The 12,929-nt window shown below is 66.7% G+C and carries 11 protein-coding genes; 3 read left to right on the top strand and 8 right to left on the bottom strand.

Annotated features, from left to right (window positions below):
* Window positions 1–4: 4 nt before the first annotated feature.
* From AC57BR_RS00450 to AC57BR_RS00470, 5 genes are all read right to left on the bottom strand, one after another.
* Complete coding sequence (locus tag AC57BR_RS00450) at window positions 5–784, bottom strand: ThuA domain-containing protein (RefSeq protein ID WP_496357831.1); 780 nt, start codon at window positions 782–784, stop codon at window positions 5–7.
* Between the two features lie 32 nt (window positions 785–816).
* Window positions 817–1,683, bottom strand: a complete 867-nt coding sequence (locus tag AC57BR_RS00455; protein WP_496357832.1) for a carbohydrate ABC transporter permease — start codon at window positions 1,681–1,683, stop codon at window positions 817–819.
* A 10-nt stretch (window positions 1,684–1,693) separates the two neighbouring features.
* The gene (locus tag AC57BR_RS00460) at window positions 1,694–2,653 is read right to left on the bottom strand and encodes a carbohydrate ABC transporter permease (RefSeq protein ID WP_496357930.1); all 960 of its coding nucleotides are present in this window, start codon (window positions 2,651–2,653) and stop codon (window positions 1,694–1,696) included.
* Window positions 2,654–2,713: 60 nt separating this feature from the next.
* Window positions 2,714–3,937 carry a sugar ABC transporter substrate-binding protein gene (locus AC57BR_RS00465; protein ID WP_496357833.1) on the bottom strand — a complete coding sequence of 408 codons (1,224 nt, stop codon included), beginning with the start codon at window positions 3,935–3,937 and terminating at the stop codon, window positions 2,714–2,716.
* Between the two features lie 157 nt (window positions 3,938–4,094).
* On the bottom strand, window positions 4,095–5,348 hold the full coding sequence (locus AC57BR_RS00470; protein WP_496357834.1) for a Gfo/Idh/MocA family protein: 1,254 nt from the start codon (window positions 5,346–5,348) through the stop codon (window positions 4,095–4,097).
* Between the two features lie 208 nt (window positions 5,349–5,556).
* On the opposite strand from AC57BR_RS00470, the gene AC57BR_RS00475 reads away from it, so the two are divergent.
* A complete protein-coding gene (locus AC57BR_RS00475; protein WP_496357931.1) occupies window positions 5,557–6,564 on the top strand; it encodes a LacI family DNA-binding transcriptional regulator in 1,008 nt (335 codons plus the stop codon).
* Window positions 6,565–6,657: 93 nt separating this feature from the next.
* Here AC57BR_RS00475 and AC57BR_RS00480 read toward each other — a convergent pair whose 3' ends face one another.
* The 3 genes from AC57BR_RS00480 to AC57BR_RS00490 are packed head-to-tail and all read right to left on the bottom strand — an operon-like array spanning window position 6,658 to window position 8,689.
* Window positions 6,658–7,281: an energy-coupling factor transporter transmembrane component T family protein gene (locus AC57BR_RS00480; protein ID WP_496357835.1), complete on the bottom strand. Its 624-nt coding sequence runs from the start codon at window positions 7,279–7,281 to the stop codon at window positions 6,658–6,660.
* Complete coding sequence (locus AC57BR_RS00485) at window positions 7,278–8,003, bottom strand: energy-coupling factor ABC transporter ATP-binding protein (protein WP_496357836.1); 726 nt, start codon at window positions 8,001–8,003, stop codon at window positions 7,278–7,280. Before AC57BR_RS00485 ends, AC57BR_RS00480 begins: the two co-directional genes overlap by 4 nt.
* Window positions 8,000–8,689: a biotin transporter BioY gene (locus tag AC57BR_RS00490; RefSeq protein WP_496357837.1), complete on the bottom strand. Its 690-nt coding sequence runs from the start codon at window positions 8,687–8,689 to the stop codon at window positions 8,000–8,002. Before AC57BR_RS00490 ends, AC57BR_RS00485 begins: the two co-directional genes overlap by 4 nt.
* 313 nt (window positions 8,690–9,002) lie before the next feature.
* Here AC57BR_RS00490 and AC57BR_RS00495 point away from each other — a divergent pair, with 313 nt between their 5' ends.
* Together AC57BR_RS00495 and AC57BR_RS00500 are read left to right on the top strand one after the other, a co-directional pair.
* A complete protein-coding gene (locus AC57BR_RS00495) occupies window positions 9,003–10,601 on the top strand; it encodes an ABC-F family ATP-binding cassette domain-containing protein (protein WP_496357838.1) in 1,599 nt (532 codons plus the stop codon).
* A gap of 304 nt (window positions 10,602–10,905) precedes the next feature.
* Window positions 10,906–12,588 (top strand): DUF222 domain-containing protein, encoded by a 1,683-nt coding sequence (locus tag AC57BR_RS00500; RefSeq protein ID WP_496357839.1) that lies wholly within the window; start codon window positions 10,906–10,908, stop codon window positions 12,586–12,588.
* The last annotated feature ends 341 nt before the right edge of the window (window positions 12,589–12,929 follow it).

The following is a 12,929-nucleotide window of genomic DNA, read 5'->3' on the forward strand; positions in this document are numbered from 1 at the left end:
CGGCTCAATTGGCCATCGCCCCCTCGTAGCTGTGGCCGGTGTAGAACGCCTCGGTCTCGTACCGCAGCAGGACCGGGTCGGTGCGCCCGGGCCGCACGGTGCGGGCCCATTCCACGCCGTTGGCGATGACCCTGCGCACGTCCTTGTGGTGGTAGACGGGGTAGTCCTGGTCGCCGGGGCTGAAGAAGAAGATCTTGCCGTAGCCCCGTTTGAACGTGCACCCGCTGCGGAACACCTCGCCGCCGGAGAAGGTGCTCAGGAAGATCAGCTCATCGGGGGCGGGGATGTCGAAATGCTCCCCGTACATCTCCTGCTCCGGAATGATGAACGGGTGCGGCACGCCCTGCGCTATCGGATGCGTGGGGTCCACTGTCCAGACAATCTCCCGGTCCCGTTCCGATCGCCAGCGCAGGGTGCAGGTGGTGCCCATGAGCTTGCCAAAGATCTTCGACCAGTGCCCGGAGTGGAGCACCACAAGGCCCATGCCGGCCAGCACGTGCCGGTGGACGCGCTCCACCACCTCGTCCGCCACCTCTCCGTGCGCGGCGTGGCCCCACCAGACCAGGACGTCCGTGTTCCGCAGCCGCTCCTCGGTGAGGCCGTGCTCGGGGTCGTCGAGGGTCACGGTTGCCACCTCGGCCCGCGGGCCAAGGTTCTCCTCAATGCCTTCCCGGATGGTGTTGTGCATGCCGTCCGGATAGATCTCGGCCACGTGCGGCTGGTGCTGTTCGTGGCGGTTTTCGCCCCATACGGTGACGCGCAGGGGAGTGTGGTTCTCAGTCATGAATGGTTCCTTAGGTTCGAAAGAAGAATGGGCTATTTGACGGCGCCGCCGGTGGCCCCGGCCGCGATGTACTTCTGCGCCAGGACCAGCAGTACGATGGCCGGCAGCGAGGACAGCACCGCCGTCGCCATCACGGCACTCCAGTTGGACACCTGGGTGCCCAGGTACTGGTAGATGCCCAGCGTCACGGGCCGCACGTCCTCCGTGGTGGTCAGCGTCAGGGCGAACAGGAAGTCGCTCCAGGAGAAGAGGAAGGCGAAGAGCCCGGCCGTGATGAGGGAGTTTCGGCTGATGGGCAGCACGATTGACACGAACGCCCGGACCAGGCCGGCGCCGTCCACCCTCGCTGCCTCCACGATGCTGGGCGGGATCCGCATCATGAAGGCCCGCATAATCAGGATCACGAACGGGATGGCGTGCGTCGAGTCGGCCAGGATCAGCCCCGGGATGGAGTTGAGCAGGCCGAGGTCGTTGTAGGCAGCGTAGAGGGCGTTGGCGATCACGATGCCGGGGATCATCTGCGAGATGAGGATCGCCAGGAGCGCGGCGTTGATCCAGCGGAACCGGAACTGCGCCAGCATGTACGCGGCGGGGGCCGCGACGGCCAGGCTGAACACCACTGTGCCGAGCGAGATGACCAGGCTGGTCAGCAGGTTGGGGCCCTGCTGCGCGATCGCCTTTTCGTAGCCCTCGAAGCTGGGGTTCAGCGGCAGGAAGTCCGCGGTGAGGGTGTTACCGGATGGCTGCAGGGATGCGTTGACCATCCAGTACACCGGGAACAGCATCACCGCGAGCAGCAGAAGTCCGACGGCGGTGTGCCCCAGCTTGGGCCGGTTGGCCTTCCGCGGCCGCAGCCGGGCGGGCACCGGGCGCGGCGTCGTTATATCCAGGGTTGTCATGGTCGTCCTCTTACTCGTCGACCGCACGGCGGTTCATGCGGAGGTAGACCACCGCGAACACCAGTGAGATCAGGATCAGGATGTTGCTGAAGGCGGCGCCGACGCCGAACTGGACGTTGACGAACGACTCCTGGTAGGAACGCACGGCCAGGGTCTGGGTGGCGTTCGCCGGCCCGCCGTTGGTCAGGCCCAGGATGATATCCAAGACCTTGAGCGTGTAGACGACGCCGAGGACCAGGACCACGCTCACCACCGGACGCAGGTTGGGCCAGGTGATGTGCCAGAACGCCTTCCAGCCGGTTGCCCCGTCCACCGCGCCCGCCTCGTACAGCTCCTCGGGGATCTCCTGAAGGCCGCCGTAGAGGAGGGTCACGTTGAAGGGAATGCCCACCCAGATGTTGACCAGGACCACGGCCAGCAGCGCCACCGACGGGCTGGTCAGCCACGGGACCGGTTCCTGGATCACGCCCAGGTTCCGAAGGAACGCGTTGAGGATGCCGCTGTCCTGGTCGAGGATCGACCGCCACGTTGCACTCGAGACAATCAGCGGCAGCAGCCACGGCAGCAGCAGCATCGAACGAAGGAAACCGCTCAGCGGGAACCGCCGCTTGAAGAAACTGGCCAGGGTAAGGCCAATGACAAACTGGCCGGCGATCGAGCCAAGCGTGAACAGTGCCGTGTTGAGCATCGCCGGGGCGAAAAGGCTGCTCCCGACGGCGGTGGCATAGTTCGCCAGGCCAACCCAGGGCGCTTCTCCGGTGAAGAAGGTCCGGGTGGTGTACTCCTGCAGGCTCATCACCACGTTCTTCACCACGGGGTAGCCGAAGAACAGCAGGAGGAAGAGCGCAGCGGGCGCCAGAAACAGTGCCTGGACCAGGCGCTCCCGGCGGAAGCCCCGCCGTCGTCCATCCCGTTCTGCCGTGCCCGCGGTGGCGGGGGAGAGGCCTCCCGGCGTCGGGGTGGTTGTCAGTGTCGGCACGGCTCCGGCTCCTCTCCGTAACGCGTGCTGGGTGCTTGCCTCATCCCGGGCCTACTTCGCTTCGGCCTTGGTGAAGGCCTCCTGCGGGGACGCCTGGTCGGTCAGCGCCAGCTGGATTGCCGTGTACATGACCGTCGCCGTCTTGGGCCATTCCTTGCCGAGCTTGCCGGTCCGGGACTGCGCGTGGGCCACCTGCTCGGTGAACGCTGCCATTTCCGGAACGGCCTTCACATACTCATCCGCGAGGGCGGTCTTGGTGGGCACCGTGAAGCGCTCCTTGGCCAGGGCCAGCTGGTTCTCGTCGCTGCTGATACACTGCACGAGCTCGGCGGACTTCGCCTGCTTGGCCTTGTTGCCGGTCTGCGGCACCGTCCAGACTTCGCCGCCCAGCGGGGCCACCGGAGTCTGCCCCGGTGCGTTGACGGGGACCTGGACTGCCTCCCACTTGATGTTCGGCGTCTTGGCCAGGGAGGGGATCTGCCACGGTCCGTTGATCATCATGGCCGCCTTGCCGGCGGCGAACTGGTCCCGCACGTCCGCCTGGCTCCAGTTCACCACGCTCTTGGACGCGGAGCCTGAGGACACCAGGCCGTCAATGAAGCCCAGCGCCTCCGCCACCTCGGGGCTCTTCAGCTCGGTTTCCTCCCCGCCGTTGGTCCACATGAAGGGCAGGAACTGCCAGCTGCCTTCATAGGTGGCGATCGCCGAGAACGCCAGGCCGTAGCGGTCGCCGGTCGTCAGCTTTTCCGCCGCTGCCTTCAGCTCATCCCAGGTCTTGGGCGGCTGGATGCCGGCAGCGGCGAGCATCTCCTTGTTGTAGAACAGGCCCAGCGTGTTGGCGGTGGGGGCCAGGCCATACACCTTGCCCTCGTAGGTGGCGGCGTCCAGCATGCCCTGCGCAAAGCCGGAGGTGTCCACGCCGAAGTCGTTCAGCGGGGCCAGGCCCCCGGTTGCGGCAATCTCCTGCACGTCGGGGTTGTCCAGCATCAGCACATCCGGCAGGGTCCGGGAGGACGACCGCTGGAGGACCTTCTGGATGAGGTCCTTGCCGGGGACCGTCTCGCGCTTGAGCGTCACGCCCAGCTGCGCGGCGCACTTGTCCAGCGCGCCCTGGATGTGGGTCTTATCGGGTTCGTTGTTGTAGTAGTCCAGGACGGTGAGCGAGTCGACCTTCTCGTTGGCGGCGGCCTGGCCGCTGCCGCCGCCACAGGCGGTGAGGGCGAGGGGTGCGATGGCAGCCATGGCCATCAGGCAGGTCAGTGATGCTTTCTTCATGGGGGGCTCCTTTGCCGTGCTTCAGTGGTTGCGGTGTTTGTTCGTTCGTTCCGGTGGTTCCGGGCGCAAGGGATCGTCAGGGCGGCCTGTGGCCGCCGCGGTTGGCTGGTGTAGTGGTTGGTTCGCTGGTTGGTTGCGGCGGGGGAACGACGGCGGGCTACGCGCCGGCCGTTACGTCCTGCCACCGGGCGTTGTTGGCGGCACTGGTTTCTGCTGCGTCGAGGAGGCGCTGGATCTGCAGCCCCTCCGCGAACGATGGCTCCGGCTGCTCGCCGCGGCCGATGCACCGGGCGAAGTCGGCAGCCTGGTGGACGAAGGCGTGGTCGTAGCCGAGCCCGTGTCCGGGCGGCCACCACGCTCCGGCGTAGGGGTGGTTGGGCTCGGTGACGAGGATCCGGCGGAAGCCTGCGGACTCGGCCGGGTCGGTGTGGTCATGGAACCAGAGCTCATTGAGGTCTTCGAAGTCGAAGGCCAGGGAACCGAGTGAACCGTTGACCTCAAGCCTGATGGCGTTCTTGCGGCCTGTGGCGAAGCGGGTGGCCTCGAACGTGGCCAGCGCCCCTTCGGCTGTCCGGCCGATGATGACGGCGGCATCATCCACGGTCACTGCGCCCCGTTCAGCCTTATCGCTGCCCTGCGCTCGCAGGCCGGATGATGCTTCCGGGCCGGATGATGCCCCAAGGCCAGGCAGCGCCTGAAGTCCGGACGACGAACCGGCAAGCGGCCTGGTCTTCACGAACGTCTCCGTCAGCGCGCTGATCCCCGCCAGACGGTGGCCGGTAACGTACTGCGCAAGGTCGATGATGTGCGCGCCGATGTCGCCGAGCGCACCCGACCCGGCTTTGTCCTTCTCCAGGCGCCAGACCAGCGGGAAGTCCTCGTCCACGATCCAATCCTGCAGATACGAGGCACGGATATGGCGGATGGTGCCCAGCCTGCCGTCCCGGACCAGCTCCCGTGCGTACGCGAGTGCCGGTGTCCGGCGGTAGCTGAAGCCGACCATCGCCAGGGCGCCCCGGGCCTTCGCCTCCTCCGCAGCGAGAGCCATTTTCTCGGCTTCCGCCAGGGTGTTGGCGATGGGCTTTTCGCAGAGGACATGCTTGCCGGCCTGAAGCGCGGCGATGGCAATCTCTGCGTGCAGGTTCCCGGGAACGCAGATGTCGACGGCGTCGATATCCGGGTCCTCCACGAGGGTCCGCCAGTCATTCTCGACCCGGCCGATGCCAAACCTGTTGGCGAAGGATTGGGCTGCTTCCTGGTCGCGGCCGCAGACCGCTGCGAGGACGGGTAGAACGTCGAGGCCGAAGAATCTCGGGGCCGTGGTCCAGGCCTGGGCGTGGATGGAGCCCATGAACGAGTAACCGATGAGGGCTATCCGCAGCTTCCTGGGCTCTGCTGTTGTGGACGTCATCGTCCTCCTGTCGAAAAGTAGGTCGTGCGGATCGTCAGTTAAGCGGTTAACTCATTGGCCTAAAACCGGCCCGGCTTCAATGTGTCGGGGGATGTCGGAACAACTCTGCATGCCACGTCGAGGGGTTGTCAAGGAAAAAGTTAACCGCTTTACTGGAGTCCTGTCCGGTTCCCCGAGTCTGAACTGAAAGAGGCGTGCTGTGCCCACCATGAGAGACGTTGCGAGGCTGGCGGACGTCTCGATCGCCACGGTGTCGTTTGTCATCAACGACACCAAGCCGGTTGCCCCGGCCACCCGCGCCAGGGTTGAGGAGGCCATGCAGCAACTTGGCTACCGCCGGAATGCCCTAGGGCGTGCGCTGGCCAGCAAGCGCACCCGGATCATTGCCCTGCTGTACCCGGCCCTGCAGCGGCGGCTCAGCGAAACCGCCGTGAAGTTCTTCACCAGCGCCACGCAGACGGCGAAGGACCTCGGCTACAACCTTGTGCTGTGGCCCATCAGCAACGACGCCGAACAGGTTGAGGAGCTCATCTCCAGCGGCTTCATCGACGGCGTCCTGCTTATGGAAGTGCAGTTGGACGATGCCCGGGTGGAGCGGCTGCAGCGTTCCACGTTGCCGTTTGCCCTGATTGGACGGACGCGGCATCCGGAGGAACTGCCGTACGTGGACGTCGACTTTGAGAATTCCATGGTCGAGGCCGTCTCCTTCCTGGAGGGGCTTGGCCACCGCAGGTTCTGCTTCGTTGACAGCGGCGGGGCCGAACATGCCCTCAGCGGCTACGGCCCCGTGGTGCGGAGCCGGGCGACCTTTGCCGCGGAAGTGGAGCGCCGGGGGCTGGAATCCGTCCACATCTCGTGCGAGGAATCGCCTATGTCAGGTCAGGGCGCCGCCGAAAAGCTCCTCGAGACTGCCCCGGACACGACGGCAGTGATCCTCATGAACGACAACGCCTCGTTCGGCTTCATTAACGGCCTGGACAAGCACGGAATCGACGTTCCCGGCGACATGTCGGTCCTGCTGATCGGCTCAACGCCGGACGGGGCCGCGACGACAGATCCCCGGCTGACCGTGCTCACGCTGCCCAGCACCGAACTGGGACGGATGGGCGTTGAAACGCTCGTCGATCAGCTCGAGGAACGGGGCGGTCCCATGCGCCAGGCAGTGGTGATCTGCCGTTTCGAGGAAGGGCAGTCAACGGGGCCGGCCCAGCGGTAAACCCAACTAGGTCGCAGCTGTGGGGGTTCTGAGCGCTCAGAACGCCCTGTGCTGCGACCCAGTTGGGGTTAAAAGCCGTCTAGGGGCACGCGCTCAGTCTTCCGGTTCACCCAGCCCGCGGGCTGCCAGTGCCTCGCCGGTATGGCGGGCATAGGCGACGGTGGTGATGAATACCGGCAGGACGAGTGCCCGCGGGTTACGTTCCAGTCCGCGGGCACGCGCCGAATCCCGGACGTCAGCGAAGGCCCCGGCAATAAAGGGAATGCTCCGCAGCATGATGGCGATGGTCAGGGCAAAGCGCTCGGGGTCCGCGCCGAAGCGCCGGAACGGGCGGGCGAGGGAAACCACGCCGTCGAGCAGGCGGTGCAGCGGCGTGGTGGCGGTCAGCAGGGACGCCGCCACGACGCACAGCAGGATGTTCAGGACGATGCGCGCGGCAACCGGCCCACCCAGCTGCCACCACTGGAACGCTCCGAGGACCAGCAGGATGGGCAGCAGCGGCCGCACCGCGCGGAAGAGGCGCACGGCCCCGGCGCCGCTGAGCAGGAACAGCACGCACATCACAAGGAGGGCTCCGGCGGCCAGCCGCCAGTCGACGATCAGGAACGAGGCCATGCCACAGGCCAGAACCAGCAGGAACTTCAGCCACAGCGGCATGCGGTGGATAAGGGACGTGCCGGGCACGTAGTTGGCAAGCAGGAAGCCGTGGCCCCTCACCGGAAGTCCCTGTCTGACAGGCTCCGGGCAGACAGCGAGCGGTAATGCTCGACGGCGGCGGCAGCACCGCCGTCGTACGCTATCCGTCCGGCTTCGACCACTAGAACCCGGTCCATGTCCAGGGCCAGCTCCAGGTCATGGGTGGACATGACGAGCTGCTGGCGCAGGCCGGCGAGGGTGCGGCGCAGCAGCTCCCGGTTCCTGAGGTCCAGGAGCGTGGAGGGCTCGTCCAGCACGAGGACGTCCGGCTCCACCGCCAGCACGGACGCCAGGGCGAGGAGCTGCCGCTCCCCGCCGGAGAGCTCGTAAATGCTCTGGTCCGCCAGCGGCAGGAGCCCGAACCGGTCCAGGGCGGCGGTGGCCTGCTCCCGGCGCTCCTTCCCGTGCCGCACCGAACGCCGCAGGGACAGCTCCACGTCCTCGCGCCCGGTGGGCATGACCAGCTGGGAGAGGGGATCGGTAAACACGAAGCCCACCTGCTGGCGCACGGCGCGCACATTCCGGACCGTGTCGGCGCCGTTGACGGTCACGGTCCCTTCGGTGGGGGCCACGAGGCCGTTGAGCAGGCGGAGCAGGGTGGACTTGCCCGAGCCGTTGGCCCCGATCACGCCGACTCGTTCCTCAGTGAGCTCCAGCGAGATGTCCTGCAGCAGGACCTTGGGGTCAGGGCGGCCGTCGACGGCCACGCTGACCCCTGCGTTCCTGAGGGAGATGGTGCTCACTGCTGGGTGGAGGCTTCCGGAGCGGAGGCTTCCGGCGTGGCTGGCTGCTGTGTGGCGGGCTGCTGGGGGAGCTGCCGGACCCGGCGGACGAGCAGGTCGGGGAAGGCCTTGTGCAGGGCGATGGCCACCGCGACGGCGAGGACGTTCTTGATGATGTCACCAGGGTAGAAGGGGAGATCGGCCAGGAATGCCTTGGCGAAGTCCAGCTTGGCGTTAACCATCATGCCGGCGATGCCCAGTCCGTGGATCAGCACAATGCTGGTGACCATCGCGGCGGCGAACAGGAACAGGGCACGGAACTTCACCGTGCGGCGGATGACGACGGCGGCCAGCCATCCCACCGCCGCGGCGGCGAGGGGAAACGCGATGATGTAGCCGGCCGACGGTCCGGCCAGGATTCCCAGCCCGCTGCGGCCGCCGCTGAAAATGGGGAGTCCGGCGAGCCCGAGGAGGGTGTACAGCCCGACGGCGGCGAAGGCCCGGCCGGGGCCGAGGGTAAGCCCCGTCAGCATGACGGCGAGCGTCTGGAGCGTGATGGGGACGCCGAGGCCGCCCACCGGGATGGCCGCAACCAGGGCTGACGCCGCCACGAGCGCGGCGAAGACGGCGATGAGTCCGAGGTCGGTAGCGTTACAGCGACTGCGCTTTGCCGGCTGCAGGGTGCCGGCGGAATGGGTCTGGGTCATGGGAGGTCCTGTCGGAGGGGGACAAACAATTATCGGCTGGTGTTGACGTTACTGGCCCGGGAACGGCCGCATTTTGTTGCTGTTCTACAAGAGGGACGGCACGGGGTCTGGTGCTGGGTACAAATACTCCGCTCTTCCTCGCCGGTATTCCACTCTTGCTCGGCGGGGAAGGCGTGTTCTGGCCCGGCGGCGCCGGACGGTAGACTTGAACCGGCCGTTCTCCCGGCTGGCATCCCCGGCGTTCCTACCTTTCGCCGTGCGGCATGTAGCCCGCGTGCCGCGGCATTCCCTGTTGTGAAAGGCCTTACCTGCTTTGATTACCGTCCAGGATCTTGAACTGCGCGCCGGCGCCCGCCTCCTTATGGACCAGGTGAGCTTCCGGATCGACAAGGGAGACAAGATCGGCCTGGTCGGCCGCAACGGTGCGGGCAAGACCACGCTGACCCGCGTACTCGCAGGAGAAGGGCTGCCCGCGGCCGGGAAAGTCACCCGCACGGGTGAAATCGGCTACCTTCCACAGGATCCCCGCACCCCGGACATGGAGCAGCTCGCGCGGGACCGCATCCTCTCTGTTCGCGGCCTGGACGTCGCCGTCGGCAAGCTCCGTATGGCCCACGAAGAGATGGCCAGCGAGGACGCCGCCGTCCAGCGGAAGGCGATGAACCGCTATGACCGGCTGGAATCGGAGTTCCTGGCGGCCGGCGGCTATGCTGCCGAAGCCGAGGCTGCAGCGATCTGCTCGAACCTCGCCCTCCCGGACCGCCTGCTGAACCAGCCCCTCAAAACCCTGTCCGGTGGGCAGCGCCGCCGTGTTGAACTTGCCCGCATCCTGTATTCAGATGCGGAGACCATGCTCCTCGATGAGCCCACCAACCACCTCGACGCCGATTCCATCGCCTGGCTGCGTGACTTCCTGAAGAACCACCAAGGTGGCCTGATCGTGATCAGCCACGACACGGAACTGCTCGAGGCCACCGTCAACAAGGTGTTCCTGCTGGACGCGAACCGTGCCCAGATCGACTTCTACAACATGGACTGGAAGCGCTACCTGCAGCAGCGCGAAACCGACGAACGCGCCCGCAAGCGCGAACGCGCCAACGCTGAGAAGAAAGCCCAAGTCCTGTTCGACCAGGCCAACAAGATGCGGGCCAAGGCCACCAAGGCTGTCGCCGCGCAGAACATGGCCAAACGCGCCGAACGCCTGCTCAAAGGGCTGGAGGCCGTACGCGAAAACGACCGGGTGGCAGCCCTCCGCTTTCCCGACCCGTCGCCCTGCGGCAAGACCCCGCTCACCGCGGACGGGCTCAGCAAGTCCTACGGCTCCCTCGAAATCTTCACCGACGTTGACCTGGCCATCGACCGGGGTTCCAAGGTGGTCATCCTGGGCCTCAACGGTGCCGGCAAGACCACTCTGCTGCGCATGCTCGCCGGCGTGGACAAGCCCGATACCGGTGAAGTCATCCCGGGCCACGGCCTGAAGGTGGGTTACTACGCCCAGGAACACGAGACGCTCGACGTCAACCGCACCGTCCTCGAGAACATGCGTTCCTCCGCACCGGACATGAAGGACGCCGAAGTCCGCGGCATCCTGGGTTCGTTCCTGTTCTCCGGTGACGACGTCGACAAACCTGCCGGTGTTCTCTCCGGCGGCGAGAAGACCCGCCTGGCCCTGGCCACCATCGTCGCCTCAAGCGCCAACGTGCTGCTCCTGGATGAGCCCACCAACAACCTGGACCCCGCCAGCCGTGCGGAAATCCTCGGTGCACTCCGGAATTACTCCGGTGCCGTTGTGCTGGTGAGCCACGATGAGGGTGCTGTCGAGGCACTGAATCCCGAGCGCGTCGTTCTGCTGCCCGACGGCGTCGAGGACCACTGGAACGAAGACTACCTGGACCTCATCACGCTGGCCTAGCTTCACCGTCGGGCTGGTCGGCCCCGCTATCGCTGCCAGGGCGCGCTAAAAGTCCTTAAATGTCAGTCCCTCGGATCAGACTGTATTTATGGAAGCCATTGGGGGATTCACCGCAGACCGGGCCGGACGGCCCGGTGTCGGTGGGTTGGTTTCCGTTTCGGGGAACGACGGCGGTAGCCGGCCTGATCGGTTGCCGTCCGACGGCGGCACGTCGGTCGGCCGGTCGGCCAACGGCCGGTCGGCTAACGGCCGGTCGGACAGCGGCGGGGCTATTAATGTCAGACCCCCGGATCAGAATGGGTCCATGGAAGCCGTTGGGGGATTCACCGCAGACCGGGCCGGACGGCCCGGTGCCGGTGCCGGCGGGTTGGCTACTGCCGGCGCCAACGCCTTGCAGGTCCTCCCGGCCGAGGCCGACGCGGTGGACCACGCCCTTGCTTTGCTGGCCTCGGACGCGATCACCGCCGAAGACACGGCGTTGTGGGGTTCCGGGCAGGCCGCGGATTTCGCGGACCGGGTCGAGAAGCTCTCCCGCCACGTGGAGCATCTGCAGGTGATCGCCGCCGGCGCTGTGGACAGGGCCCGCACCACGGCGCTGACCACCGCCGCGTCACCCCTCGTCCCCACGCCCGGTGTTGATGCCGCCCCGGGTCCGGGGGATGACGGGACCCGCACCACTGTCGAGTTCCTGCAGGCCAGGCTGCGGATCACCGCCGCCGAAGCCCGCCGCCGCCTCTCCCTGGCCGACGCCGTCCTGCCCAGGGCAGGGTTCGGCGGCCAGCAGCTCCCGCCCCGCTACGAAGAACTCGCCGCCGCGCTCAGCACCGCCCGGATCAGCTCCCGCGCCGGGACCACCATCACCCTGGCCCTGGACCGGGCCCGGCATCTCACCACCCCGGGCGTCACCGCCGAGATGGAACACGCCCTGACCCGCACCGCCGTCGAAAGCGACGGCGACTTCCTGACCCGGGTCACCAAACACTGGGCCGAGGCCATCGACCAGGACGGGACCGAACCCTCCGAACCGGCCCTCCGCCAGATCCAGGGCGCCTTCATCCGCCACCCCAAACACGGACTGCAGCACCTGGAAATTTTCGCCACCGCCGAACAGTTCGAAGCCCTCACCACCGTCATGAACACCGCCACCAACCCCCGCACCCCGGCCCCCGGCACCCCAACCAGCACCGACGGGACCAGCACCGACAGGACCAGCAGTGCCGGGGCAGACAATGACGGGACAGGTCGCGGCGGGACCTGTGGCGACGGGGACGGGAATACTGAGGACGGCCCTGCCGGCTGGGACACCCCGGGCCTGCCGGAGATCCCCCTGGATCACCGGTCACAGGGCCAAAAGAGACTCGACGGGCTCGTCGGCGCCTGCCAAACCGCCCTCACCACCGACACCCTGCCCGCCAACGGCGGCCACCGGCCCCAGATCCTGGTCACCATCAACTACCGCGACCTCCTCGCCGAACTCCACCAACGGCACAACGCGCACTGGTTCCAGGGCGCGCAGGGCCCCCGGCCGGGCTACACCGGCCGGACCGGCGACGGCACCGCCCTGTTCGCGTTCACCGGGCCCGTGAACCCGGCCACGATCCGCAAAATCGCCTGCGACGCCGACATCATCCCCGTCGTCCTCGGCAGCGAAGGCCGCATCCTGGACATCGGCCGCGCCTCACGGGTCTTCCCGCCCCACATCCGCAAAGCCATCATGCCCCGTGACCAGGGCTGCGCGTTCCCCGACTGCACCATCCCCGCCCCCTGGTGCGAAGCCCACCACATCACCTACTGGTCCCAAGGCGGCACCACCGGCACCGGCAACGGCGTCCTGCTCTGCACCCATCACCACCACCTCATCCACAAAGAACACTGGACCATCGAAGTCACCAACGAGGTCCCCTGGTTCAAACCCCCACCAGAACTCGACCCCCACCGAAAACCCCGCCGCAACCACTACTTCCGCTCACGACCCCAACACGAATAAACGGAACCCGCCACGTTCGCTTGCGCAGCCGCACGCTAGGCCGTCCAAACCGAAAAACCAGTCACAGAAATGCTCGCCCTCTGACCCGCAGTCGGACCGGACACACCGGAGGATGCTCTTCCGCCGGTTTCCGCTGACTAGCGCGCCCTCCCGCCTGTGGCTGCAACCCGTGGGTTGACCTCGGATGGAAGCCGAACGTTGCCAATCGCAGGACTTAGATCTTTCTGGCCGGAGTAGTCGGACGGATCAGCCGTGGTCAGCCTTCGTTTCGGTAGCTAAGCTCTTCCCGCGGCGGCATTTGTAGTCCCAAACCCCATCCGGCCGCACTCGAGGAGAGCATC

The organism is Arthrobacter sp. BGA-UO-ETr-C19 (genome assembly GCF_059568005.1).